This window comes from Streptomyces hiroshimensis (assembly GCF_014650335.1).
Classification (GTDB): Bacteria; Actinomycetota; Actinomycetes; order Streptomycetales; family Streptomycetaceae; genus Streptomyces; species Streptomyces hiroshimensis.
Window position 1 is genome coordinate 273,368 of the sequence record NZ_BMUT01000008.1, and the last position, 25,567, is coordinate 298,934.

Annotated in this window: 22 protein-coding genes and 2 tRNA genes; 15 read left to right on the forward strand and 9 right to left on the reverse strand. The window is 71.6% G+C overall.

The genetic code is table 11. The features are described 5' to 3' along the window. The first annotated feature begins 48 nt into the window (after positions 1-48). The 4 genes from IE241_RS19895 (at position 49) to IE241_RS19910 (ending at position 3,391) form a co-directional block, all read left to right on the forward strand. A complete protein-coding gene (locus IE241_RS19895; RefSeq protein ID WP_030366222.1) occupies positions 49-1,176 on the forward strand; it encodes an SDR family oxidoreductase in 1,128 nt (375 codons plus the stop codon). A gap of 99 nt (positions 1,177-1,275) precedes the next feature. Continuing rightward, positions 1,276-1,743 (forward strand): molybdenum cofactor biosynthesis protein MoaE, encoded by a 468-nt coding sequence (locus IE241_RS19900; protein WP_190023135.1) that lies wholly within the window; start codon positions 1,276-1,278, stop codon positions 1,741-1,743. 221 nt (positions 1,744-1,964) lie between these two features. Further along, positions 1,965-2,189 (forward strand): hypothetical protein, encoded by a 225-nt coding sequence (locus IE241_RS19905; protein ID WP_190023235.1) that lies wholly within the window; start codon positions 1,965-1,967, stop codon positions 2,187-2,189. Positions 2,190-2,302: 113 nt separating this feature from the next. After that, positions 2,303-3,391, forward strand: coding sequence for a YlbL family protein (locus tag IE241_RS19910; RefSeq protein ID WP_190023136.1), 1,089 nt, complete (start codon positions 2,303-2,305; stop codon positions 3,389-3,391). 21 nt (positions 3,392-3,412) lie between these two features. On the opposite strand, the gene IE241_RS19915 is transcribed toward IE241_RS19910, so the two are convergent. After that, positions 3,413-4,012 carry a PPA1309 family protein gene (locus tag IE241_RS19915; RefSeq protein ID WP_229899522.1) on the reverse strand — a complete coding sequence of 200 codons (600 nt, stop codon included), beginning with the start codon at positions 4,010-4,012 and terminating at the stop codon, positions 3,413-3,415. 123 nt (positions 4,013-4,135) lie between these two features. Here IE241_RS19915 and IE241_RS19920 point away from each other — a divergent pair, with 123 nt between their 5' ends. The 4 genes from IE241_RS19920 to IE241_RS19935 all read left to right on the forward strand — a co-directional run bounded on the left by IE241_RS19920 (position 4,136) and on the right by IE241_RS19935 (position 9,523). Beyond that, positions 4,136-7,108, forward strand: coding sequence for a UPF0182 family membrane protein (locus IE241_RS19920; protein WP_229899549.1), 2,973 nt, complete (start codon positions 4,136-4,138; stop codon positions 7,106-7,108). Positions 7,109-7,150: 42 nt separating this feature from the next. Continuing rightward, positions 7,151-7,224, forward strand: a tRNA-Met gene (locus tag IE241_RS19925). Positions 7,225-7,460: 236 nt separating this feature from the next. After that, positions 7,461-9,338 (forward strand): tetratricopeptide repeat protein, encoded by a 1,878-nt coding sequence (locus tag IE241_RS19930; RefSeq protein ID WP_190023137.1) that lies wholly within the window; start codon positions 7,461-7,463, stop codon positions 9,336-9,338. A gap of 111 nt (positions 9,339-9,449) precedes the next feature. After that, positions 9,450-9,523, forward strand: a tRNA-Met gene (locus IE241_RS19935). A gap of 122 nt (positions 9,524-9,645) precedes the next feature. On the opposite strand, the gene IE241_RS19940 is transcribed toward IE241_RS19935, so the two are convergent. Then, complete coding sequence (locus IE241_RS19940) at positions 9,646-10,062, reverse strand: Fur family transcriptional regulator (RefSeq protein ID WP_190023138.1); 417 nt, start codon at positions 10,060-10,062, stop codon at positions 9,646-9,648. A gap of 179 nt (positions 10,063-10,241) precedes the next feature. On the opposite strand from IE241_RS19940, the gene IE241_RS19945 reads away from it, so the two are divergent. Then, positions 10,242-11,732 (forward strand): catalase, encoded by a 1,491-nt coding sequence (locus IE241_RS19945; RefSeq protein WP_190023139.1) that lies wholly within the window; start codon positions 10,242-10,244, stop codon positions 11,730-11,732. Between the two features lie 75 nt (positions 11,733-11,807). Here IE241_RS19945 and IE241_RS19950 read toward each other — a convergent pair whose 3' ends face one another. Together IE241_RS19950 and hisN are read right to left on the reverse strand one after the other, a co-directional pair. Then, the gene (locus IE241_RS19950; RefSeq protein ID WP_190023140.1) at positions 11,808-12,224 is read right to left on the reverse strand and encodes a CBS domain-containing protein; all 417 of its coding nucleotides are present in this window, start codon (positions 12,222-12,224) and stop codon (positions 11,808-11,810) included. 158 nt (positions 12,225-12,382) lie between these two features. Further along, entirely contained in the window at positions 12,383-13,189 is an 807-nt protein-coding gene (gene hisN, locus IE241_RS19955; RefSeq protein ID WP_190023141.1) for a histidinol-phosphatase, read from the reverse strand. A 126-nt stretch (positions 13,190-13,315) separates the two neighbouring features. Here hisN and IE241_RS19960 point away from each other — a divergent pair, with 126 nt between their 5' ends. Then, a complete protein-coding gene (locus IE241_RS19960; RefSeq protein WP_190023142.1) occupies positions 13,316-13,984 on the forward strand; it encodes a TetR/AcrR family transcriptional regulator in 669 nt (222 codons plus the stop codon). Between the two features lie 52 nt (positions 13,985-14,036). Here IE241_RS19960 and IE241_RS19965 read toward each other — a convergent pair whose 3' ends face one another. Further along, complete coding sequence (locus IE241_RS19965) at positions 14,037-15,734, reverse strand: ABC transporter family substrate-binding protein (RefSeq protein WP_190023143.1); 1,698 nt, start codon at positions 15,732-15,734, stop codon at positions 14,037-14,039. A gap of 166 nt (positions 15,735-15,900) precedes the next feature. On the opposite strand from IE241_RS19965, the gene IE241_RS19970 reads away from it, so the two are divergent. Genes IE241_RS19970 through IE241_RS19980 form a run of 3 tightly spaced genes read left to right on the forward strand, consistent with a single transcriptional unit; the run spans position 15,901 to position 19,900 of the window. Beyond that, on the forward strand, positions 15,901-16,884 hold the full coding sequence (locus IE241_RS19970) for an ABC transporter permease (RefSeq protein ID WP_190023227.1): 984 nt from the start codon (positions 15,901-15,903) through the stop codon (positions 16,882-16,884). Positions 16,885-16,899: 15 nt separating this feature from the next. Next, a complete protein-coding gene (locus tag IE241_RS19975; protein ID WP_190023144.1) occupies positions 16,900-17,859 on the forward strand; it encodes an ABC transporter permease in 960 nt (319 codons plus the stop codon). Further along, a complete protein-coding gene (locus IE241_RS19980) occupies positions 17,840-19,900 on the forward strand; it encodes an ABC transporter ATP-binding protein (protein WP_190023145.1) in 2,061 nt (686 codons plus the stop codon). Before IE241_RS19975 ends, IE241_RS19980 begins: the two co-directional genes overlap by 20 nt. Positions 19,901-20,156: 256 nt before the next feature. Here IE241_RS19980 and IE241_RS19985 read toward each other — a convergent pair whose 3' ends face one another. From IE241_RS19985 to IE241_RS20000, 4 genes are all read right to left on the reverse strand, one after another. Then, the gene (locus IE241_RS19985; protein WP_030366234.1) at positions 20,157-20,480 is read right to left on the reverse strand and encodes a DMT family transporter; all 324 of its coding nucleotides are present in this window, start codon (positions 20,478-20,480) and stop codon (positions 20,157-20,159) included. Between the two features lie 88 nt (positions 20,481-20,568). Then, positions 20,569-21,573 (reverse strand): ribosome small subunit-dependent GTPase A, encoded by a 1,005-nt coding sequence (gene rsgA / locus IE241_RS19990; protein ID WP_190023146.1) that lies wholly within the window; start codon positions 21,571-21,573, stop codon positions 20,569-20,571. Between the two features lie 29 nt (positions 21,574-21,602). Next, positions 21,603-22,973 carry a 3-phosphoshikimate 1-carboxyvinyltransferase gene (aroA, locus tag IE241_RS19995; protein WP_190023147.1) on the reverse strand — a complete coding sequence of 457 codons (1,371 nt, stop codon included), beginning with the start codon at positions 22,971-22,973 and terminating at the stop codon, positions 21,603-21,605. 38 nt (positions 22,974-23,011) lie between these two features. After that, positions 23,012-23,725, reverse strand: coding sequence for a M50 family metallopeptidase (locus IE241_RS20000; protein ID WP_190023148.1), 714 nt, complete (start codon positions 23,723-23,725; stop codon positions 23,012-23,014). Positions 23,726-23,767: 42 nt separating this feature from the next. Between IE241_RS20000 and IE241_RS20005 the strand changes: the two genes are divergently transcribed. Next, positions 23,768-24,601, forward strand: a complete 834-nt coding sequence (locus tag IE241_RS20005; protein WP_190023149.1) for an SOS response-associated peptidase — start codon at positions 23,768-23,770, stop codon at positions 24,599-24,601. An 84-nt stretch (positions 24,602-24,685) separates the two neighbouring features. Beyond that, entirely contained in the window at positions 24,686-25,312 is a 627-nt protein-coding gene (locus tag IE241_RS20010; protein WP_190023150.1) for an alpha/beta hydrolase family protein, read from the forward strand. Positions 25,313-25,567 lie beyond the last annotated feature (255 nt).

The window sequence follows — 25,567 nt, forward strand, 5'->3', positions numbered from 1 at the left end:
TACGCGTCATCTCTCGTACGTACTGAAGACAACCGCTGGAGACGCCCGGTGAGTTCCCCCGACCCAGAAGTTCGCGCAGCGCGAAACGGTTCCGCGCGAGACAGTACGAGCCCGCACGGCGGCCGACGGCCCGTCGTGGCGGTCACCGGTGCCGCCCGCGGCGTCGGCGCCCTGCTCACGCAGCGGCTCGCCGTGTCCGAGCACATCAAGCAGGTCGTGGCCATCGACGAGCGCCGTGGCGACGTGACCGAGGCGCAGTGGCACGTGCTCGACGTCCGCGACCCGGCGATCGCCGAGAAGCTGCGCGGGGCCGACGTCGTCGTGCACCTCGCACTCGACCTCGACCTGGAGACCGACCCCGCCGCCCGCACCGCCTACAACGTGCGCGGCACCCAGACCGTCCTGACGGCCGCCGCGGCCGCCGGGGTGCACCGCGTGGTGCTGTGCACCTCCGCGATGGTCTACGGGGCCCTGCCCGACAACGACGTGCCGCTCGCCGAGGACGCCGAGCTGCGCGCCACCGCCGAGGCCACCGGCGTCGGCGACCTGCTGGAGATCGAGCGGCTCGCCCGCCGGGCGCCGCGCGCCCACCCCGGCCTGAACGTCACGGTGCTGCGGCCCGCCGTCCTCGTCGGCGGCACCGACACCGCCCTGACCCGCTACTTCGAGTCGCCCCGTCTCCTGGTCGTCGCCGGATCCCGGCCGACCTGGCAGTTCTGCCACGTGGAGGACCTGGTCAGCGCCCTGGAGTTCGCCGCCCTGGAGAAGGCCGAGGGCGAGCTCGCGGTGGGCTGCGACGGCTGGCTGGAGCAGGAGGAGGTCGAGGAGCTCTCCGGCATCCGCCGCATGGAGCTGCCCTCGGCGGTCGCCCTCGGGGCGGCCTCCCGGCTGCACCGCCTCGGCCTGACGCCGTCGCCCGCGGGCGATCTCGAGTACACGATGCACCCGTGGGTGGTCAGCGGGAGCAGGCTGCACGAGGCCGGCTGGCGGCCGCGCTGGACGAACGAAGAGGTGCTCGCCGAGCTGCTGGAGGAGGTCTCCGGCCGGCACACGGTCGCGGGCCGCCGCCTGGGCCGCAAGGACGCCACCGCCGCGGGCGCCGCGGGGGCGACCGTCGCACTGCTGGGCACCGCCGCGCTCGTCCGTCGCGCCCGCAAGGCGCGCCGCCGGCTCTAGGGCCCGCGCCGGGGCCCCGGGCCCTGGAGGACCGTCCACAGGCCGTCTCGTACGGCTGTTTGAAAGGCCGGTCCTCGCCCACGTCCTCCGTACGGCACGATGGGGGACATGGCCCGTACGTACGATCACCCCGGCGAGCTCGCCGCGACGGATCCGGTCCGTCTCCTGGCGGTCCGCGACACCCCCCTGTCCGTGGACGAGGTCTTCACGGCGGTCGGCGACCACGCCGCGGGGGGCACGGCGCTCTTCGTGGGCACCGTGCGTGACCACGACGGCGGCGCCGGCGTCAGCGGGCTCGGCTACTCCGCGCACCCCACCGCCGAGGCGGAGCTGCGCCGCGTCGCCGAGAAGGTCGCGGCGGACTTCCCGGTGCGGGCGCTGGCGGCCGTACACCGGGTGGGCGACCTGGAGATCGGTGACCTGGCCGTCGTGGTGGCGGTCTCGTGCCCGCACCGGGCGGAGGCGTTCGAGGCGTGCCGGCGGCTGATCGACGACCTCAAGCGCGAGGTGCCGATCTGGAAGCACCAGGTCTTTTCGGACGGTACCGAGGAGTGGGTGGGTGCTTAGCGATGGGGGCACCTCTGGGGGCACCTCTGGGGGCACCTCCCAGCGGTAGCTGGGGGAGGTAGCTGGGGGGTGGGCGCTTAGCCCCGTCCGCTCGGGATCCGGACTCCTGAAGGATCACTTCCGGTTGCGTAACCGGCCCCCTGACGCGAGCGTTGACTGTACGAAAGACTAATCTGCTCATCGGTCTTTTCAGTGGTGGTGTCCGGGGGTCGGAGGTCGGTATGGCGGCACTCGTGTGGTTGCTGATTCCGGTTGCCGCGGCCGTCGTTGCCCTGCTCTGGGGCACCTGGGCCGCTCGTAACCGCAAGAGCGGGGACATCTCCGAGCTCGCGGGGTATGCCCGGTTCCGTGAGGCGATGGAGCGGCGTGAGGCGATGGAACGCCGCGAGGTGACGGAACACCGTGAGGCGATGGAACCGCAGGATTCCGGTACCGGAGTCTCCTGAAGCGCCCCCGGGCTCGCGCCGGGGCGCCGGTGCACTTCTGCGAGCCCCGGGTGGCCTCCCCGGACGGACCGCCCCGCGGGTGGACTGTCGGACCCGTCCCGTACTGTCGTTCCATGCCCCGCCGCACCGCGACGATGCTCGCCTCCCTCTTGATGCTGATCGCGCTCCTCTGCGCGGGCGTGCTGATCCCCGTGCCCTACGCGGAGATGTCGCCCGGTCCGACGGTCAACACGCTCGGTGAGCATGACGGGGAGCCGGTGCTGCAGATCTCCGGGCACCAGACGTATCCGACGACCGGCAACCTCAACATGACGACGGTCCGCGTCACCGGCTCGCGGTACCGGATGAATCTGGTGGAGGCGGTCTACGGCTGGATCGCGCACGACAACCTCGTCGTCCCGCACAGCACGCTCTACCCGGACGACAAGACGCCCGACGAGCTCAACCAGGAGACGGCGGAGGAGTTCAGCCAGTCCCAGGAGAGCGCCAAGGTGGCGGCGCTCAAGCAGCTGGGCATCCCGGTCGGCACCCGCACGGTGGTGGCGTCGGTCGTCAAGAACAGCCCGGCCGAGGGCCGGCTGCACGCCGGCGACGTGATCAAGTCCGTCGACGGTACGGAGATCAAGCAGCCCGGTGACGTCGCCAAACTGGTCACCAAGCACCAGCCCGGCGAGAAGGTCACCTTCCGGATCGTTCCGGCCAAGGAGGCCGCCGCGGCCGAGAAGGAGAAGCGGCAGCCCGCCGTCGAGCAGGACGTGACCCTCACCACGAGCAAGGCCCCCGACGACAAGCGGGCCCTGGTCGGCATCCAGGCCGGGACGGACCACACCTTCCCGTTCACGATCAACATCAAGCTGGCGGACGTCGGCGGGCCGAGCGCCGGGCTGATGTTCGCCCTCGGGATAGTCGACAAGCTGACCCCCGGGGACCTGACCGGCGGCAAGTTCATCGCCGGCACGGGGACCATAGACGACGACGGCAAGGTCGGCCCGATCGGCGGCGTCGAGATGAAGACGGTGGGCGCGCGCAACAAGGGCGCCCGCTACTTCCTCACGCCGAAGGACAACTGCGCGGCCGCCGCGAAGGACAAGCCGTCCGGGCTCACGCTGGTCAAGGTCGACACCATAGGTGACGCGGTCGGCGCCCTGGAGAAGATCCGCAAGGGGGACTCGGCCGGCCTGCCTCTCTGCAAGGCCGGCTGAGCCCCCGCTGCGGGCGCGGCATCAGTCCTCGAACGTCGCCGTCAGCGCCTCGGCCAGGCCCGGCACCAGGTCCGGGCCCGTGAGGACCTCGGTCGGCGAGTCCTTCTCGCGCAGCCGCACCGCGGTCTCGCGCGCGCCGTCCCGCAGTACGGCGACGGTCATCCGCACCTCCTGCCGGTCGGGGTGGGAGGCGACCCACTTGGCGAGCTGCTTCTCGTTCAGGCCGTTGGGCACGGTGCCCTCGGCGGACGGCGGCAGCATCAGCCGCTCCACGGTCAGGGCGCACCCGGTGACGGCGTCGGGCCAGGCGATGGTGCCCAGGAACTTGTCCAGGGCGGTGCCCGCCGGGACCTCGTCCTGCTCGATCGGGGTGAGGGAGCCGGCCTGGGCGCTCTCGTCGAGGCCGAGCTGGTCGGCGAGGCCGGGCTCCTGGGCGCGCAGCTTCGCGGTGTCGACCAGGGCGAACAACCGCGCGGGCTGATCCCAGCCGAGGCCGGAGGCGTACTGGTCGATTTCGAGAACGGCGCGGGTCAGCGGGCTGGCCGCCATGGGGACGTCGCCGCCCGGGCCGCCGGCGCCGGACGGGAGGGAGGGGTCGGGGGTGCTGGAAGTGCTGGACATGAGCAATATCGTGCCCTGAGAGTGACCGAAAACGGGAACTGAGTAAAGCCTCGGTAAGTTGCCACCTTGGGCCCTAGTATCGCTGGGCCCTGATCGACAGCTTCATTGACAGCGAACTTCGAGGTGCGCACCTTGGCTTTCCAGATGCCGGACCGCGGCGGAGGCCCGACAGGGCCACGGATCAGAGTCGGCCGACCGTCCCGGCGGATCCGGACCCTGCTCACCACGCTGGGCGTGCTGGCCGCACTGGCCATGCTCTTCGTGATGTTCGCAGGGTTCTGGACGGACTGGCTCTGGTACCGCTCGGTGAACTACTCCTCGGTCTTCACCACCACCCTCGGCACCAAGATCGGGTTGTTCGCGGTCTTCGGCCTGCTGATGGCGCTGGCGGTGGGGATCAACATCTGGCTGGCGCACCGGCTGCGGCCGCCGCTCAGCGCGATGTCGATGGAGCAGCAGAGCCTCGACCGCTACCGGATGAGCATCGCGCCGTACAAGAAGTGGGTGCTCCTCGCGGTCACCGCCCTGGTGGGCCTGGTCGCGGGCGCCTCGGCCGCCGGGCAGTGGCGCACCTGGCTGCAGTGGATCAACGGCGTCTCCTTCCACCAGAAGGACCCGCAGTTCCACAAGGACATCTCGTTCTACACCTTCGATCTGCCCTGGTACCGCTTCCTGCTGAGCTTCGGCTTCGCGGCCGCGGTGCTGTCGCTGATCGCCGCGGCGCTCGTGCACTACCTCTACGGCGGCCTGCGGCTGACCAGCCCGGGCCACCGGGCGACGGCCGCGGCCACGGGGCACCTGTCGGTGCTGCTCGGCCTCTTCGTGGGCCTGAAGGCCATCGCCTACTGGCTGGACCGCTACGGCCTGGCGGTGAAGTCCAGCGGCCTGAAGTCCACCGACGGCTGGACGGGCCTGCGTTACGTCGACGCCAATGCGTATCTGCCGGCCAAGACGATCCTGTTCATCATCGCGCTGATCTGTGCGGTGCTGTTCTTCGCCACGCTGTGGCGGCGCACCTGGCAGCTGCCGGTGATCGGCTTCGGTCTGATGGTGCTCTCGGCCGTGCTGATCGGCGGGCTCTACCCGGCGATCGTGCAGAAGTTCCAGGTCCAGCCGAACGAGCAGGCCAAGGAAGCGCCGTACATCAAGAAGAACATCACGGCGACGCGCGAGGCGTACGGGATCGACGACGCGGACGTCAAGGATTACCCGGGCCGGAACGACGTATCGGACAAGGACAAGGAGAAGCTGCGCGCGGACGCGAACACCACGGCCAGCCTCCGGCTCCTGGACCCGAACATCGTCTCGCCCACCTTCCAGCAGAAGCAGCAGGTCAAGGGTTACTACCAGTTCCCGTCCACGCTCGATGTCGACCGCTACAAGAAGGACGGCAAGGAGCAGGACACGGTCATCGGTCTGCGCGAGCTGAACATCAAGGGAATTCCCGAGCGCAACTGGATCAACGACCACTTCAAGTACACCCACGGCTACGGCGCGATCACCGCCAAGGGCACCTCGGTCACGAGCGAGGGCGAGCCCGACTTCACGGAGAACAGCCTGCCGACCACCGGTGACCTCGGCTCGTACGAGCAGCGGGTGTACTTCGGCGAGAAGACCACGCAGTACTCGATCGTGGGCGGCCCGCAGAAGGAGCTGGACTACTCCAGCGACAAGGGCGAGAAGAGCTACAGCTATCAGGCCAAGAGCGGTGTGAGCCTGGCCAATCCGGTCAACCGCGCCGCGTACGCCGTCGCCTTCGGCGAGCCGCAGATCCTTTACTCCGGTGCCATCGGCGAGGGTTCGCGGATTCTGTACAACCGCACCCCCAAGGAGCGCGTCGAGGCCGTCGCCCCGTGGCTGACCATCGACGGCGACGCCTATCCGGCCGTGGTCGGCGGCCGTATCCAGTGGATCGTCGACGCCTACACCACGACCAACGGATATCCGTACGCCTCCCGTACGACCCTCGGTGACACCACCGCCGACTCGCTGACGACCGGCCAGCGCGCGGTGGTCGCCCAGCAGAATCAGGTCAACTACATCCGCAATTCCGTCAAGGCGACCGTGGACGCCTACGACGGCACGGTCAAGCTGTACCAGTGGGACGAGAAGGACCCGGTGCTCAAGACCTGGATGAAGGCGTTCCCGGGCACGGTGAAGGCGAAGAGCGCGATCAGCTCCGACCTGATGGATCACCTTCGCTACCCGCAGGATCTCTTCAAGGTCCAGCGCGAGCTGCTGACCCGCTACCACGTCACCAACCCCGGGACGTTCTACACGGGCAGCGAGCGCTGGGAGGTGCCGGACGACCCCACCACCAAGAAGGGCAATGCGGTACCGCCGTATTACCTGAGCATGAAGATGCCCGACCAGACGGCGCAGACCTTCTCGCTGACGACGACCCTCACCCCGAAGGCCCGGGAGAACCTGGGTGCCTTCATGGCGGTGGACGCGGATGCGAAGAGCCCCGGCTACGGCAAGATCAGAATTCTGAAGATGCCGTCGGACAATCCCGTGTCGGGCCCCCAGCAGGTGCAGAGCAACTTCAACAGCGACACGAAGATCGCCGAGAAGATCAACCTCCTGAAGCGCATGGGCGGCGACTCCGAGGTCGAATACGGCAACCTGCTGACCGTTCCGCTGGACGGCGGACTGCTGTATGTGGAACCGGTGTATGTGCGGGGCGCGGGGACGAATTACCCCCTGCTGAGGAAGGTGCTGGTCACCTACGGCAAGCGCACGGCCTTCGAGGACACCCTGCAGGCGGCTCTCGACGAGGTGTTCGGAGGAAAGGCGGCCGACACCGGCACCAAGCCCCCGGCCGAGGGTACCCAGAAGCCCTCCCCCGTCCAGGACCCCACCGTCAAGCAGGCCCTGAAGGACGCCCAGGACGCCTTCGCGGCGAGCCAGAAGGCCCTGGAGGACAAGAACTGGGCGGAGTACGGCAAGGCGCAGAACGCCCTGAAGGACGCCCTGGACCGGGCCGCCAAGGCCGAGGCCAAGGCCGCCGAGAAGAGTGGCGACAAGAGCGGGGACAAGAGCAGCGACAAGGGCGGCGACAAGGGCGCCGACCAGAACGCCAAGCCCGCAAGTTGATCAAGGTCCGCCCCGCGCCGTGGTACGGTTGTTCCACAACAGCGCGGGGTGGAGCAGCTCGGTAGCTCGCTGGGCTCATAACCCAGAGGTCGCAGGTTCAAATCCTGTCCCCGCTACTTCATGACAAGGCCCGGAGTCCAGCCTCGGACTCCGGGCCTTGTCGTTCCCGGACCCCGCCGGCCACCCCGGTCGTGCGGTGTCCGGGTGACGCGGACTGTGCGGGTTGTGTGCGGGGCTTCTGTGGAGAGTTTGGAGCCCCGTCGTGTCGGGAAGTCGGGAAGTCGACAAAACGCTGAAGTGACCTCACTGGCTGCGGTATACCAGGTGTACGCGGGTTGCGGGTGGTGCGACGATGGGGCTTATGGGGGACAGGACGACGCTGTGGGAGACAGGCCGGCTTGTAGAGGCTCCCGGTGACGGGAGCGACCAGGAAATGCCGGGGTTCCGTCCCGGCACGGCGGACTCCGCCGACGCCGGCGACGCCGCCGACCTCGAGCTGGAGACCGCCCGCCGCCGCGCCGCGGAGAGCGGCGACCCCGCCGCTCTGAGCATGCTCGGCGCCCTGCTGCTGCGCCGTGGGGACCTCGACGGGGCGGAGCGCCACCTGCGCGCCGCCACCGCCGACGGCGACCGCTCCGCCGCCAACAACCTCGGCGTCCTGCTGCACCAGCGGGGCTACGCCGACGAGGCCGCCGGGTGGTGGCGCATCGCCGCCGTCGCCGGGTCCGCCGCCGCCGCGCACGCCCTCGGCCGCTACCACCGCGAGCGCGGGGACGAGCCCGCCGCCGAGTACTGGCTGCGCCAGTCGGCCGAAACCGGGCACGCCCTCGGCGCCTACGCCCTCGCCGACCTGCTGGAGCACCGCAGCGACGTCGGTGCCGAGCGCTGGTTCCGGGCGGCGGCCGAGCGCGGGCACCGCGAGGCCGCCTACCGCCTGGCCCGCATCCTGGACGGCCGGGCGCCGCGCACGCGCGCCGAGACCCTCGGCCCCGGCGGCGTCGAGACCTCCGTGCGCGAGCTGCGCGCCGCCGCCGCGGGCGGCCGTGACGGCGGCGGCCCGGCCCGCGAGGCCGAGCAGTGGTACCGCCAGGCCGCCGCCCGCGGCCACCGCCGCGCCGCCCTGCACCTCGGCACCCTGCTGGAGGGCCGCGGCGAGACCCAGGAGGCCGCCCGCTGGTACCTGACCTCGGCCAAGGACGGCGAGCCCCGGGCCGCCTGCGCGCTCGGCTTCCTGCTGCGCGACGCCGGGGACGCCGACAGCGCCGCCGTGTGGTGGCGCCGCGCCGCCCAGGACGGCGACGGCAACGCCGCCAACGCCCTGGGCGCCCTGCACGCCGACCGCGGCGAAGCGCAGGAGGCCGAGCGCTGGTACCGCTCGGCGCTCGACCACGGCGACGTCAACGGCGCCTACAACCTGGGCCTGCTCTGCGCCGAGCAGGGCCGCACGGCCCAGGCCGAGCAGTGGTACCGCCGCGCGGCCTACGCAGGCCACAAGGAGGCGGCCAACGCCCTCGCCGTGCTGCTCCTCCAGGCCGGTGACACGGCCGGCGCGGAGCCGTGGTTCTCCAAGGCCGCCGAGGCGGGCAGCGTCGACGCCGCCTTCAACCTCGGCATCCTCTACGCCGGGCGCGACGAGGACCGCACGGCCTTCCAGTGGTACGAGCGCGCCGCGACCGCCGGGCACACCGACGCCGCCCTCCAGGTCGCCATGGCCCTGCTGCGGGACGGCGACGAGGAGGCCGCCGAGCGCCACCTGCGGGTGGCCGTGCGCGGCGGCAGCGCGGAGGCCGCCTTCCGGCTGGGCACGCTGCTCGACCGGGACGAGGAGGCCCGCGAGGAGTGCGAGGAGTGGTACGAGCGGGCGGCCCGGCAGGGCCACCGGCGGGCGCAGGTACGGCTCGGGATGCTCGTCGCCGAGCGGGGTGACGTCGTCGAGGCCGCGCACTGGTACCGCGAGGCGGCCGAGGCCGGCAGCCGCAACGGCGCCTTCAACCTGGGCCTGCTGCTGGCGCGCGAGGGCAGCGAGCCGGAAGCGGCCCTGTGGTGGGCCCGCGCGGCCGAGGCCGGGCACGGGCGCGCCGCACTGCGGCTCGCCCTGCTGGCGGCCCGGCGCGGCGATCTCACCGAAGGGCGGCACTGGTGCGACCGGGCGGTCGCGCTCGGGCCGCCGGAGGTCGCCGAGCGCGCGGCCCGCCTGCGCGATGCGCTGCAGCAGGAGCTGACGGCGTAGGGGCGGGGCGGCGTAGGGGCGCTAGGGACGGGGGAGTGGGCGTGGCGTAGCGGCGGGCCGGGGTGACCATTTGCTTCTACTGCGCCGAACGGGTTAGGGTAAAGCTAACGACGCGGGGTGGAGCAGCTCGGTAGCTCGCTGGGCTCATAACCCAGAGGTCGCAGGTTCAAATCCTGTCCCCGCTACTGTAGGCAAGGCCCGGATCCTCAGGATCCGGGCCTTCGTCGTTTCCGGACCCGGCGCGATCGCGCACGCCCCCGCCCCGCCCCCCCGCCGGCGCCCCCCCGGCGCCCGTCGGCGGAGCGGCTCAGGCCGCGGAGCAGTTGGGGCACATGCCCCGGTACGTCACCTCGACGGCCGCCACCTGGAAGCCGAAGCGCTCCTCGGCCGGCAGGACGGCCAGCAGATCGCCCGTGGGGTGGACGTCCCGGATGGTGCCGCACTGGGAGCACACCAGGTGCTGGTGCGCGTGGTGGGCATTGGGGTCGTAGCGCTTGGCGCGCCCGTCCGTGCTCACTTCCATGATCTCGCCCAGGGAGACCAGCTCCCCGAGGGTGTTGTACACGGTCGCGCGCGAGATCTCCGGCAGCAGTTCCGCGGCCTTGGCGTGCACTTCGTCCGCGGTGTAGTGCACGTGGTCCCCGTTGAGGACCTCGGCCACGACGCGTCGCTGTGCGGTCAGCCGCCAGCCGCGTCCCCGGAGTCGTTCCAGCAGGTCACTCATGCCATTCACCTATCAGTCAGATAGGACCAGCGTAGCAGCGGCCCTCGTCCACGATTGGATCTCGTTTTTATGTTAGGTCCATCTTGACTTAGACATTGTCTAATGTAAGATCGAGCTCGGCTCAGGCCAAGCGATCAGGCCAAGGCCGGAGAGATCAGGCCGGAGCGATCAGGGACGAGATGACGGAGGCACACGTGTCGGTTCAGGGCGAGACCATTCCCACGACGGGCCCGCTGACCACGGAGTCCGGAGCTCCGGTCGCGGACAACCAGAACAGCGAGACCGCGGGCGTCGGCGGTCCCGTTCTGATCCAGGACCAGTCGCTGCTGGAGAAGCTCGCGCACTTCAACCGCGAGCGGATCCCGGAGCGCGTGGTGCACGCCCGCGGCGCCGGTGCGTACGGCACGTTCACCGTGACCGCCGACGTCTCCCGGTACACCCGGGCGAAGTTCCTGTCCCAGGTGGGCAAGCAGACCGAGACGTTCCTGCGGTTCTCCACCGTCGCCGGCAACCTCGGCTCGGCCGACACGGTGCGCGACCCCCGCGGCTTCGCCCTGAAGTTCTACACCGAGGAGGGCAATTACGACCTCGTCGGCAACAACACCCCGGTGTTCTTCATCAAGGACGCCATCAAGTTCCCCGACTTCATCCACACCCAGAAGCGCGACCCGTACACCGGCTCGCAGGAGGCGGACAACGTCTGGGACTTCTGGGGGCTTTCGCCCGAGGCCACCCACCAGGTGACCTGGCTCTTCGGCGACCGCGGCATCCCCGCCTCGTACCGCCACATGAACGGCTACGGCTCGCACACCTTCCAGTGGCAGAACGCGGCCGGCGAGGTCTTCTGGGTCAAGTACCACTTCAAGACCGACCAGGGCATCAAGAACTTCACCCAGGCCGAGGGCAACCGCCTCGCCGGCGAGGACCCCGACTTCCACCAGCGCGACCTGCGCGAGGCCATCGAGCGCGGCGAGTTCCCCACCTGGACCGTGCAGGTGCAGATCATGCCCGCGGACGAGGCGGCCCACTACCGCTTCAACCCCTTCGACCTCACCCGTGTGTGGCCGCACGAGGACTACCCGCCGATCGAGATCGGCAAGCTGGAGCTCAACCGCAACCCCGACAACGTCTTCGCCGAGGTCGAGCAGTCCGCCTTCTCGCCGGCGCACTTCGTGCCGGGCATCGGCCCCTCCCCGGACAAGATGCTGCAGGGCCGGCTCTTCGCCTACGGCGACGCCCACCGCTACCGCGTCGGCATCAACGCCGACCACCTGCCGGTGAACCGCCCGCGCGCCACCGTGGCCAACACCTACGGCCGCGACGGCTACGCCTACGACGGCCGTCACGGCCGCTCCAAGAACTACGAGCCCAACAGCTTCGGCGGCCCGAAGGAGACCGGCCGGCCGCTGTGGGGGGCCACCTCCGTCGCCGGTGACACCGGCAACCACGCGGCGCCCCTGCACGCCGAGGACGACGACTTCGTCCAGGCGGGCAACCTCTACCGGCTGATGTCGGAGGAGGAGAAGGAGCGCCTGATCGCCAACCTCGCCGGCTTTATCGCCAAGGTGTCGCGCGACGACATAGCCGAGCGCGCGATCAACAACTTCCGCCAGGCGGACTCCGACTACGGCAAGCGACTGGAGGCCGCGGTCCAGGCCCTGCGCGGCTAGAACCGGGCGCTCGCCGTACAAACCGGGGAGGCCGGACGCCAATGGGCTCCGGCCTTCCCGGCTGCCCGGCTGCTTTCAGCCCGCCAGCACCCCGGCGTCCTCCCGGGCCCCGCGGGCACCCGTCCGCACCCAGCAGCGGATGATGTCGCGCACGGACACCACGCCGACCGGCCCCTGGCCGTCGAGGACGATCAGATGGCGGAAGCCGCCGCGCGACATGGCGGCCGCGGCCTCGTCCAGCGTCCACTCGGGCGCCGCGAAGACGACGTCCGTCGTGGTGTGCGCGTGGGCCGCCTCCCGGTCCGGGTCCTGCCCGGCGCCGACGGAGTTGAGGATGTCCCGCTCGGTGAGGATGCCGAGCCCGCTGGTGTCGGGGTCGAGGACGACCGCCGCGCCTATCCTGCGCGCGGACATCAGCCTGGCTGCCTGTCGGAGGGTGTGGGCGGGGCCGATGGTGAGGACCACCGTGCTCATGGCGTCGCGGACGAGCATGGCTGGAGCCACCTCCTTGGTGGACCGCGAACCCCCTGCCGGGATTCACAAGTTCACAAGCGTGGGGCTTTCATCGTCACACGGCACGGCCTGCCCAACAAGGGGCGCGCAGAGCCGTAACCGCGCTCGGCGGCGCCACCGGATCCGCCCCGAGGGCGCTACGTGCGCAGGTAGCCCAGCAGCTCGTCGTGGAGCAGGCCGTTGGACGCGGCGGCGTTGCCGCTGTGCGGGCCCGGGCGGCCGTCCAGCCCCGTGAAGCGGCCGCCGGCCTCCTCCACGATGACCACGTTCGCCGCCATGTCCCACAGCGACAGCTCCGGCTCGGCGCAGATGTCCACCGAACCCTCGGCGACCATCATGTACGGCCAGAAGTCGCCGTAGCCGCGGGTGCGCCAGCAGTCGCGCGTGAGGTCGAGGAAGCCCGGCAGCAGGCCGCGCTCCTCCCAGCCGCCGAGCGAGGAGTAGGCGAACGAGGCGTCCTCGATACGGCCCACGCGGGAGGCCTGCAGACGCGTCGCCGACGTCAGGCTGCGGCCGGTGTACGCGCCGGAGCCCTTGGCCGCCCACCACCGGCGGCCCAGCGCGGGCGCCGACACCACGCCCACGACGGGCTCGTAACCGATCGAGCCCGCGTACTCGACCTGCACCATCAGCGAGATCAGCGTGGCCCAGACCGGCACCCCGCGCACATAGTTCTTGGTGCCGTCGATGGGGTCGATGACCCAGCGTCGGGGGCCCGTGCCCTCGCTGCCGAACTCCTCGCCCAGCACCGCATCGCGCGGCCGTGCACGCTGCAGATGGCCGCGGATCAGCTCCTCGGCGGCCTTGTCCGCCTCGCTCACCGGGGTCATGTCCGGTTTGGTCTCGACCTTCAGGTCGAGGGCCTTGAACCGGTCCATGGTGGCCGCATCGGCGGCATCCGCGAGGACATGGGCCAGACGCAGATCATCGTGGTAGTCGGACATGGCTGAACAGTACCCGTGGCCGCAGCTCAGGCACTCGCGGCCCGCCCACGGCTCTTGACACCGTATGGCGGCACGTCAATTCTGTGGCCACAGCCGTCGTGCGGCCGGACGGCCGGGGAGGCGACGATGCCCGCGGCACGAGAGCTCTTGCTGGACGCGGCCTTCGCGGCGCTGCGCACCAGGCCCTGGAACGGGGTCCGGATGGTGGACGTCGCGGCCGCGGCCGGGGTCTCCCGGCAGACGCTCTACAACGAGTTCGGCAGCAAGGACGGCCTCGCCCGCGCCCTGGTCCGCCGGGAGGCCGAGGCCTTCCTCACCGGCGTCGAGCGGGCCCTGGCGGCCGCGCCCGCCACCGCCGCCCCGCCCGCCGGCGCCGCCGCGGACGCCGGGGACCGCTGCGCGGCCGCCGCCTGCTGGATCCTGCGCACGGCCCGGGCCAACCCCCTCGTCCGGGCCGCGCTCACGGGGTGCCGCGGGGAGCGGCTCCCGGCCGCCGCGGCACCCGCGCCGCCCGCCCCGCGCGGCCCGTTCGCCCCTTCCCGGACGCGCTCCGCGCCCGGTGCCGCGGCGCTCGCCGAGGCCGTCCGCGACCGCGCCGTCCGGGCGGTCTGCGGCACCTCCGCCGACCGGGCGCCGGAGGCCACGCGGTGGGCCTGCGAGGCGGCCGTACGGCTGACGTTGTCCTATGTCGTCGCCCCGGGCGCGTCGGACGAGGAGGCCGCCGCGCACGTCGCCCGTCTGGTCCGCACCCTTGTGGGCGAGTACGCCGCGGAAGGCCCGCGTCCGGAGCAGTGAACGGTCAAGGCGCCCGTCACTGCTCCGCTCACTGCTCGATTCGGGACAGCCGCTACTTCAGCCACCCGATCCGGACGCTGTTCTCGTCGCCCAGCCCCGGTGCACCGGTGTTGGCCAGGCCCTTGCGGATCGCGATGATCTGGGGGCGCTGGTAGAGCGGCACCGAGTGACCGAGCTCCCAGACCTTGGCGTCCGCCTCGTTGTAGAGCGCGATCTGCTTCTGGACGTCGGCGGTCCGGGACGCCTCCACCAGCAGCTTGTCCACCTCGGGCGACGAGACCCGGCCGTGGTTGTTGAAGGAGTTGTCGCCGTCCGGCTGCCGGTAGTCCTGGTAGGAGTCGGAGCGGTAGATCCGGTCGACCTGGCGGAACTGCGTGAGGTCGTAGTTGCCCCGGTGGACGTACCGGTCGAAGTAGTCGTCGGCCGGGACCTTGCGCAGATCGACCTTGATGCCGATCTCGCCCAGCATCTGCTGGGTGATCTTGGCCTGGTCCTCGGCGAGCGAGATGGCGTCGGCGGGCATCACGTACTCCAGGGCCAGCGGCTTGCCGTCCTTCGTCCGCGGCTTCCCCGCGCCCTCGTCCTTCCAGCCCGCCTCGTCCAGCAGCTTCTTCGCCCGCTCGACGTCCCGCTTGCCGAAGGCGCCGGCGTTGTCCCGGTAGCCCTCCTGGTTCGGCATGAAGAAGTGGTTGCCGACGACCTTGGGCTGGAAGGGGAGGTCCTTGCCCGCCACCTTCGCCAGCGCCTCGCGGTCCACGCCGAGGGTCACGGCCTGGCGTGCCCTGACGTCCTGGAGCGGGCCCCGGGCGCCGTTCATGCTGAGCGTCACCTGGTCCCAGCGTGCGCCGATGCGGAAGTCGGTGTTCTTGTCGCCCTTGAGCCGCTGGTACGCCTCCGGGGCGGAGGCCGGGGTCTCGTCGATCTCCTTGTTGAGGTAGGCGTCGGTGCGGGCCTTGCTGTCCATGGCCCAGAAGATGTACTTGTCCAGCCTGGGCTTCTCGCCCCACCAGGCGGGGTCCGGGACCAGGGTGATGGTCTTCGCGGTCTTGTCGTACTGGCCGACCTTCCAGGCGTTGCCCGTGACCGGGATCCGCCCCGTCCAGCTCTTGTTGAAGCTGTCGGGGGTGGCGTTGAGGGAGGCCGGGAGCAGCGGGTCGAAGAGCATCTGCCAGTCGGCGAACGGGGTCGCGAAGGTGACCCGCACCTCGTGCTCGTCCTTGCCCTGCTCGACCTTGGCGATCTGGTCGTAGCCGCTGGTCGAGACGACCTGGAAGCCCTTGTCCTTGCCGCTGAGGGCCTTCCACTGGGCCTCGAAGTCGGCCACGCCCAGCGGCTTTCCGTCCGACCACTTGGCCTTCGGGTTGAGTTCGTACGACACCACCTGCGGGTCGGTGGAGACGACCTTCGCGGAGACCAGGAAGTCCGGGTTGGAGTGCGCGACGCCCTTCGCGTCGAAGGTGAACAGGTCGGGCTCCACCAGGGCGGTGATCGAGGCGGCGTCGCCCTGACTGCCGTCCGTCTGGTAGCGGTTGAACTGGTTGATCCACTGCTGGGTCGAGACCTTGAAGACGCCGCCCTGCTTCAGGTCCCCCACCGGGTGCGGGTTGAGGTCCTGGGCGCCCGCCGCCGGTGCCGCCTTGCCCTGCCCGCCGTCGTCCGGGGATTTCTCCGAGCCGCCGCAGGCGGTGACCACCAGCGCGGCGGACACGGCCGCGGCCGCGAGGGCGGTGGCTCTGACGGGCCTGATCATGGCGGATTTCCTCTCCTGGGGGACGGACGGCCCGGTCACCGTAAGCACGTCACTGCCGTCTCAACAGGCCTCTACGGTCAAGCGTTTACATGATTTATCACGCACGAAACACATCCGAAACAGAAAGAAACCGAACGGTAGGTTCCGCCGGATAGTGTCACCCACCGTGCTCGCCTATCTGACGAAACGACTCGGCTACTACGCGCTACTTCTGGCCGTTGCCGTCTTCCTGTCGTACGTGCTGTCGTCGCTGGCGCTCTCCCCGCGCGGATACTTCGAAGGCCGCCAACCGCCGCCCCCGGCCGCCTCGGTGGAGGCGCAGCTGACCGAGCTCGGGATCAACGACCACACCCCGCTGATGGAGCGCTTCGGCACCTGGGTCTCGCACGCCGTGCGCGGGGACTTCGGGCGGACCATCGACAGCAGCAGCGTGGGCGAGGAGTTCGGCCGCCGCATCGGCGTCAGCCTGCGGCTGCTGTTCGCGGGCACGCTGCTCGGCACCGTGGCCGGCATCCTCGCGGGCGCCTGGGGCGCGCTCCGGCAGTATCGTTTCTCCGATCGCGCGGTCACCGTCTTCGCCTTCCTGCTGCTGTCCACGCCCACCTTCCTCCTCGCCGTCCTGCTCAAGCTCGGGGCGATGAAGGTCAATCAGGCCGCGGGCACCGAACTGATCTCCTTCACCGGCGAGAAGACCCCCGGACTCAGCGGATCCGCCGGCACGCTCCTCGGCGACCGCGCCGCCCACCTGCTGCTGCCGACCCTCTCCATCGCGCTCGGCACCGCCGCCGCCTACAGCCGCTACCAGCGCGGCACCATGCTCGACGTCCTCGGCTCGGACTTCCTGCGCACCGCGCGCGCCAAGGGGCTCACGCACCGCAGGGCCGTCCTCACCCACGGACTGCGCACCGCGCTCGTGCCCATGTCCACGTTCTTCGCCTACGGATTCCTCGCCCTGTTCACCGGCGCCGCCTTCACCGAGAAGATCTTCGGCTGGCACGGCATGGGCTCGTGGTTCATCGACGCCATCGGCAAGAGCGACGTCAACTCCGTCGTCGCGGTCAACGTGTTCGCCGCCGTCATGGTGCTGCTCTCCGGCTTCCTGGCCGACGTCCTCCACGCCGCGCTCGACCCGCGCGTCCGCACCAGCTGAGCGAGGCACACCGCCATGACCACCACCGCCACCGTCCCCACCGCCGACCCCGCGGCGAGCGCCCCTCCCGCGGCCCGCGGCCGGGGCCGCGTCGCCCTGCGCCGCTTCGCCGCCAACCGCAACGCCCTCACCGGCGCCGTCGTCCTCCTGCTGCTCTTCCTGCTCGCCTTCGCCGGCCCCTACCTCACCCCCTGGAGCCATACGGACATCGACTACAGCGCACTGCGCGAGGCGCCCTCCGCCGATCACTGGTGGGGCACCAACCGCATCGGCCAGGACGTGTACGCCCAAGTCCTCCACGGGCTGCAGAAATCGCTGCTGATCGGCCTGCTCACGGCCCTCACCGCGACCGTCCTGGCCTCCGTCGTCGGCGCCTGCGCGGGCTACTTCGGCGGCTGGACCGACCGGATCATGACCTTCTTCATCGACCTCCTCCTGGTCTTCCCCGCCTTCCTGATCATCGCCATCGTCTCGCCCCGGCTGCGCGAGCGCGGCTGGATCGTCTTCGTCGGACTCCTCGCCGTCTTCGGCTGGATGATCACCGCGCGGGTGGTGCGCTCCATGACCCGTTCCCTCAAGGAACGCGAATTCGTGCGGGCCGCCCAGCTCATGGGGGTGCACCCGCTGCGCATCATCGCGCGCCACATCCTCCCCAACGTCTCCTCCTTCCTCATCGTCGACGCCACCATCGCCGTCGGCGGCGCCGTCATGAGCGAGACCGGCCTGTCCTACTTCGGCTTCGGCGTGCAGCCCCCCGACGTCTCCCTCGGCACCCTCATCGCCGACGGCTCCGACGCCGCCCTCACCTACCCCTGGATGTTCTTCTTCGCCGCCGGACTGCTCGTCGTCTTCGTCCTCGCGGTCAACTTCCTCGGCGACGGCCTGCGCGACGCCCTCGACCCCACCTCGGGCCACCACCGCACCAGGCGCCGCCCGCGCCGGAAGGGAACCACCCATGACCGCGCCGCCCGCTGACGCGGTGACCCCGGCCCGCACGGCCGCCCTGGCCGTACGCGACCTGCACGTCGACTTCGACGGACCCGAAGGCCCGGTGCCCGCCGTCCGCGGCGTCGACCTGACCCTGAACCCCGGCGAAGTCCTCGGCCTCGTCGGCGAATCGGGCTCCGGCAAGTCCACCGTCGCCCTCGCCGCCATGGGGCTGCTGCCCCGCACCGCGCGCGTCCGCGGCTCCGTCCTGGCCGGCGGCACCGAACTGCTCGGCGCGGGGGAGAAGGCGCTGTCCCGGCTGCGCGGCAGCCGCGTCGCCATGGTCTTCCAGGACCCGCTCTCCGCCCTCACCCCCGTCCACCGCATCGGCGACCAGATCGCCGAAGCCGTCCGCGTCCACCAGGACGTCACGCGCGAGCAGGCCCGGCGCCGCGCCGTCGAACTCCTCGACCTCGTCGGCATCCCCGACCCCGCCCGGCGCGCCCGCGCCTACCCGCACGAGTTCTCCGGCGGCATGCGCCAGCGCGCGGTGATCGCCATGGCCGTCGCCAACGACCCCGACGTCATCCTCGCCGACGAACCCACCACCGCCCTCGACGTCACCGTCCAGGCCCAGATCCTCGACGTCCTGCGCACCGCCCGGCGCGAGACCGGCGCCGCGCTGCTCCTCGTCAGCCACGACCTCGGCGTCATCGCCGGCATGGCCGACCGCGTCGCCGTGATGTACGCGGGCCGCGTCGTGGAGAGCGCGCCCGTGGATGCGCTGTTCGCCGCGCCGCGCATGCCGTACACCATCGGACTGCTCGGCGCCGTGCCCCGCCCCGACACCGGCGGGCGCCCGCTCACCCCCGTCCCCGGATCACCGCCCGACCTGCGCAAGCTGTCCGGCGGCTGCCCCTTCGCGCCCCGCTGCCCGCTCGCCGACGACGCCTGCGGTGACGAGCCCGCGCTCACGGGGACCGGCGACGACCACGACCACCTCGCGGCCTGCGTCAAGACACCCGGCCCCGGCCTCTACCCGGTGCCCGAGATCCCGCCCGCGACCGCCGGCGCCGAGGCGCCTCGCAGCGAACGGCCCGCCGTCCTGCGCGTCCAGGGGCTGGCCAAGACCTTCCCCGTGTTCAAGGGCACCGCCTTCCGGCGCCGCGTCGGCAGCGTGTACGCCGTCGACGGCATCGACCTCGACATCCGGCGGGGAGAGACCCTCGGCCTCGTCGGTGAGTCCGGCTCCGGCAAGTCCACCGCCCTGATGGAGATCCTGCGACTGGCCGCCCCCGAGGCCGGGGAGGTCGAGATCCTCGGCCGCTCCGCCGCCGGGCTGACGAAGCGCCAGGCACACGCCCTGCGCGGCTCCGTACAGATCGTCTTCCAGGACCCCATGGCCAGCCTCGACCCCCGCATGCCGGTCGGTGAGATCGTCGCCGAGCCGCTGCGCGCCCAGGGGCACGGGCGGGCGGACGCCGCCGGCCGGATCCCCCGGCTGCTGGAGCTCGTCGGCCTGGAGGCCGCCCACGCGGACCGCTTCCCCCACGAGTTCTCCGGCGGACAGCGGCAGCGGATCGGTATCGCGCGGGCGCTCGCCGTCGAACCCGAGCTGCTCGTCCTCGACGAACCGGTGTCCGCACTGGACGTGTCCGTGCAGGCCGGTGTGCTCAACCTGCTGCAGCGCCTCAAGCGCGAACTGGGCCTCGCCTACCTCTTCGTCTCGCACGACCTGGCCGTCGTGCGGCACATCGCGGACCGCGTCAGCGTCATGTACCTCGGCCGCACCGTGGAATCCGGGCCCGTCGAGGAGGTCTTCGCCCGGCCGCGGCACCCGTATACGCAGGCGCTGCTGTCGGCCGTGCCGGTGCCGGACCCCTCGCGGGAGCGCGCCCGCGAACGGATCCTGCTGGCGGGGGACCCGCCCAGTCCTGCGGTACGGGACGAGGGGTGCCGGTTTCGCGGGCGGTGCCCGCTGTACGCGGCCCTGGGGGACGCGGAGAGGTCACGGTGCGAGGGGGTGCGGCCTGCGCCGCGGTCTCTTGGCGGCGACCAGGTCGCGGCTTGCCACTTCGCCGCGGGCTAGCGGATGACGGCCGGCGGGGGGTTGGGCACCGCCGGCATGCGCCGCGGGGGTTGCGCGCCGTCGCGGCGGAGAGAAGGGGCGCGGGCTCGCTTCTTCACGCAGCCGGAAGGGTCGCGAGGGGCCGGGCCCTCTGCCCCTTGGCCTTCGGCGCGGAGAAAATCTTCCCGCCGCAACGGTGTTGTGCCACCACGGCGAGAGTCCGGCGGAATGCGCGGTCACCGGAACCGGTACGTACGTGATGGGCCGCCGGCCGGGCTCAGTGCGCCGAACCCGACAGCTGCAGGCCCATCACTCCCAGGATCACCAGGCCGATCGACACCAGCTTCAGCGTCGAGACCAGGTCGCCGAGGAAGACCATGCCGTAGATCGCCGTGCCGGCCGCGCCGATGCCCGTCCACACGGCGTAGGCCGGGCCCACGTCCAGCTTCTTCAGGGAGAGCGTCAGCAGGCCGAAGCTGCCGAGCGCGAAGCACGCGAACGCGATCGTCGGCCACAGCCGGGTGAAACCGTGGGAGAGCTTGAGACAGACCGCGAAGCCGGTTTCCAGCAGTCCGGCGACCACGACCAGCAGCCACGCCATCAGTTTGCCTCCCGCGTCTCGGTGACCGCCGTCCGTCCCGCTGTGCTTGATGCCCTTGCCGCTGGCGGTCACTCGCAAACGTAGGCGATCAATCGCCTTCGCGCCGCTCCCGCGTGGAAAGCAGCCGGCGCAGCGAGTAGAGCCGCTGCGGATCGGCGTGGCCGTCGGTCACCCATGCGTCCAGGGCGCAGTCCGGCTCGTCGTGGCTGCAGGCCCGCGGGCAGCCTTCCGTGCCCGGTTCGAGGTCGGGGAAGGCGTGGATGACGCGGGAGGGATCGATGTGGTTGAGGCCGAACGACCGGACGCCCGGGGTGTCGATGACCCAGCCCGAACCGGTCGGCAGCGGCAGCGCCAGCGCGGAGGTGGTGGTGTGCCGTCCGCGGCCGGTGACCGCGTTGACGTGGCCGGTGGCCCGCTGCCGCTCCACGAGCGCGTTGACCAGCGTGGTCTTGCCGACGCCGGAGTGCCCGACGAACGCGGTGATCCGGCCCTCCAGCTTCTCCCGGACCCGGTCGGCGGCGTCGCCCTCGGTCAGCTCCTCGCGGCTGGTGACCACGTAGCGGATGCCGAAGGAGCCGTAGGACTCCATCAGCTTCTCCGCCGGGGCCAGGTCGGACTTGGTCAGCACGAGCAGCGGCTCCAGGCCCGCGTCGAACGCCGCGACCAGGCAGCGGTCGATCAGGCGCGGGCGCGGCTCGGGGTCGGCGAGGGCGGTGACGATCGCCAGCTGGTCGGCGTTGGCGACGACGACCCGCTCGTACGGATCGTCGTCGTCGGCCGTACGACGCAGCACGGAGCTGCGCTCCTCGACCCGGACGATGCGGGCGAGGGTGTCCTTGGCGCCGCTGAGGTCACCGACGACCGCGACCCGGTCACCGACCACGGCGCTCTTGCGGCCCAGCTCGCGGGCCTTCATCGCCACGACGGTGCGGTCCTCGATGAGGACGTGCAGCCGGCCGCGGTCCACGGTCAGGACGAAGCCTTCGGCGGCATCCTCGTGCTTGGGCCTGATCGTCGTGCGCGGGCGGTTGCCCTTGCGGTTGGGGCGGACGCGGACGTCGTCCTCGTCGGGGTTCTTGCCGTAGCGGCGCATTGCTGACTTACCTGGCTTTCCCGGATCTCTCAGACTCTCGGAGCCGTCGTCGCCCCCGCGACGGTCCCCAGCATCCCGGTCCACAGCTCCGGGAAGTCGGGCAGGGTCTTGGCGGTGGTGGCGACGTTCTCCACCTGGACGCCGTCGACCGCGAGGCCGATGACGGCGGCCGCGGTGGCGAGCCGGTGGTCCTCGTAGGTGTGGAAGACCCCCCCGTGCAGCGGGCGCGGGCGGATGTGCAGCCCGTCCGCGGTCTCGGTGACGTCACCGCCGAGCTCGTTGATCTCCTTGGCCAGCGCGGCCAGCCGGTCCGTCTCGTGCAGCCGCAGGTGGGCGATGCCGCGCAGGGTGGACTCGGAGTCGGCGAGCGCCGCGACGGCGGCGATCACCGGGGTCAGCTCGCCGACCTCGTGCAGGTCGGCGTCGATGCCCGTGATGCGGCCGGTGCCGCTGAAGACCAGGCCGGCCTCGGTCAGCTCGCAGGAGCCGCCCATCGCGGTGAAGATCTCCCGCAGGGCGTCGCCGGGCTGGGTGGTGCGCTCGGGCCAGTCGGGGATGGTGACCCGGCCGCCGGTGATCAGGGCGGCGGCCAGGAACGGCGCCGCGTTGGACAGGTCCGGCTCGATCACGACGTCGCGGCCGAGCAGGGCGCTGGGGGAGACCCGCCACACGTTCGGCTCGCCGCCGGACTCGGGGGTGTCCACCTGCGCACCGGCCTGGCGCAGCATGTCGACCGTCATCCGGATGTGCGGCATCGACGGCAGGACGGAGCCGGTGTGCCGGACCTCCACGCCCTGGTTGAAGCGCGGGCCGGACAGCAGCAGCGCGCTCACGAACTGCGACGAGGACGAGGCGTCGATCTCGACGGTGCCGCCCTCCAGGGCGCCGCCGCCGTGCACGGTCAGCGGCAGTGCGCCGCGCTCGTTGTCGTCTATGCGGGCGCCCAGGGCGCGCAGTGCGTCGATCACGCCGTGCAGGGGGCGCTCGTAGCTGCGCGGATCGCCGTCGAAGCGAATCGGGCCGTCGGCCAGGCTCGCCACGGGCGGCAGGAAGCGCATCACCGTGCCGGCGTTGCCGACGTCCACGGTGGCCGGGCCGCGCAGCCGCGCCGGGATGACCCGCCACGCCTCGCCGGAGCCGGCCGGGCTGTCCGCGTCGCCGGAGCTGGAGGAGACGGTCTCCTCGATGCCGACGCCCATGGCGCGCAGCGCCTCGGCCATCAGCAGGGTGTCGCGGGAGCGCAGGGGGCGGCGCAGCCAGCCGGGCTCGGAGGCGAGCGCGGCCAGCACCAACGCGCGGTTGGTGACCGACTTCGAACCGGGCACGGTGACGGTCGCGTCGACCGCTCCCGTGGCGAGGGGGGCGGGCCAGAGGTCTGTGTGCGCAGGGTTCTCGGTCATGCCTTTACCTTACCGAGCTCTGTACGCGCCCCCGCCGGTCACAGCCCCAGCAGCCAGCGCCCTCCGCCGGTCAGCGCGCTCAGCGAGATCACATGGAAAAAAACCAGCCACACCGTCGCGGGCAGGTGGGTGAGCCGGGCGAGCTGGTCGGCATCCGAGTCCGGGGCCCCGCGGTAGCGGCGCTTGCGCTGCAGCTCGAAGGCCGGGCGGACGCCGCCGAGCAGCAGGAACCACACGACCCCGTACGCGAACAGCGCCTGCACGGCGGGCCCCGCCAGCCAGGAGACCAGCACGAACAGGGAGCCCGAGAGCACCACCGTCAGCACCCCGTAGGCATTACGGATCATCAGCAGCATCGCGGCGAGCAGCGCCGTGGCGAGCCACAGCAGCGCCGTGATGTGACCGGCGGAAAGCAGCCATGCTCCGCCGAGCCCCAGCAGCGAGGCGGCGGGGTAGCCCGCGGCGGCGGTGAGGATCATGCCGAGGCCGGTGGGCTTGCCGCGCGAGACGGTCAGACCGGAGGTGTCCGAGTGCAGCCGGATGCCCTCCAGCCGCCGCCCGGCCAGCAGGGCCACCAGCCCGTGGCCGCCCTCGTGGGCGATGGTGACGGCGTTGCGGGTCACCAGCCATATGCCGCGCGGGGCCACCGCCGTGAGGGCGACGAGCCCCGTGGCGGCCGCCAGCCATACGGAGGGCGCGGGCTGGGTCCCCACCACGCGGTCCCACAGGGCGGTGGCTTCGGTGCTGTCCATTTGTGCGCGGCTCCTCGTGGGTCCGTGGCAGGGTTGGCGAACATGTGTGGTCGATATGCGGCGAGCCGGGAGCCCGGGGATCTCGTGGGGCTCTTCGGCGTCGAGAAGTGGGAGCCGACCGAGGCCCTCGCTCCGGACTGGAACGTGGCCCCGACGAAGAGCGTCCACGCGGTGCTCGAACGTCCTCTGAAAGACGCAGCCGACCGGCGTCCGGTTCGCCAGCTGCGCCCGCTGCGCTGGGGCCTCGTCCCGTCGTGGGCCAAGTCGCCCGAGGGCGCCGCGAAGATGATCAACGCCCGGGCCGAGACCGTCCACGAGAAGCCGTCCTACCGGCGCGCCTTCGAGACGCGCCGCTGTCTGATACCTGCCGACGGATACTACGAGTGGGTCACCGGCGCGGCCGAGCGGGAGCTGGAGGAGAAGGGCCGTAAGAAGAGGACCCGGAAGCAGCCCTATTTCGTCACCCCGGCCGACGGCTCGGTCATGGCGATGGCCGGGCTGTACGAGTTCTGGCGCGATCCCGCGCTGCCGCCCGACCACCCCCACGCCTGGTGGGCCACCTGCACGGTGATCACCACGGAGGCGGAGCCCGCGCCGTTCGCCTCCCCGGAGGGGGACGCGGCCCCGGACGGCGGCGGGCCGCGCTCCCTGGCCGAGATCCACCCCCGGATGCCGCTGGTGCTGCCGCCGGACCGGTGGGCCGCCTGGCTGGACCCGGCGTGCACGTCCGTGGACGAGCTGCGGGCCCTGCTGGCCCCGCCGCCCGCGGGAACCGTCCGCGCCTACCCGGTCGCGACCGCGGTCAGCGACGTCCGCAACAACGGCCCCGAGCTCCTGAAGGAGCTGGAGGCGCCGGAGGAAGCGACGCTGTTCTGAGGGCATGAGCGCCGTTCCGGGGGCTTGAGCGCCGTTTCGGTTCCTGTGAAGGGGTTCCGGGGCGCGGTGGACGATGATGGACGGGTGATCGAGACCGTTCCCACCCCCGCGGGCGACGCCCGTATCCACTGGCACCCCGCCCCGCAGGCGCGTCTCGTGCTCGCCCTCGGGCACGGGGCCGGCGGCGGCATCGAGGCCCGCGACCTGCAGGCCCTCGCCGCCGCGCTGCCCGCGCACGGCGTCACCGTCGCCCTGGTGGAGCAGCCCTGGCGGGTCGTCGGCAAGAAGGTAGCCCCGGCGCCGAAGACGCTGGACGCCGCCTGGACGGCTCTGTGGCCCGGGCTGCAGAAGCCCGGGCTGCCGGTCGTGGCCGGCGGCCGCAGTGCGGGCGCCCGCGTCGCCTGCCGCACCGCGGCCGGCCTCGGCGCCGTCGCCGTGCTCGCCCTGAGCTTTCCGCTCCACCCGCCGGGCAAGCCGGAGAAGTCCCGCGCGGAGGAGCTGACCGGCGCCGGCCTGCCCACCCTCGTGGTCCAGGGCGCCAAGGACCCGTTCGGCCGCCCCGAGGAGTTCCCGTCCGGCACCCGCCTGATCCCCGTGCCGCACGGTGACCACGGCTTCGCCGTGCCGAAGAAGGCCGCCATCGGGCAGGAGGAGGCCCTGTCCGGCCTCACCGGGGCCGTCGCGGACTGGCTGGACGGGATCGGCCGCTGAAGTCACCGGCCGCTGAAGTCACCGGCCCCTGAAGTCACCGGGCCGGCCGAATTCACCGAAGACCCGGAATTCCGGATTCCGAAAGAGCCGTTGAATTCCGGAGGATTCCGGGAATGCCCCGTGCCCCGGCGATGTTGTGCCAGTCGTCATCAGCTACTGGACCGGTGGCTACTGGCCCGACCGAGGAATGGGAGCTCGCCGCATGGGTTCGATCGCATGCCTGTCCCGCCCGCAGACCGCTGACCTGGGATGGTC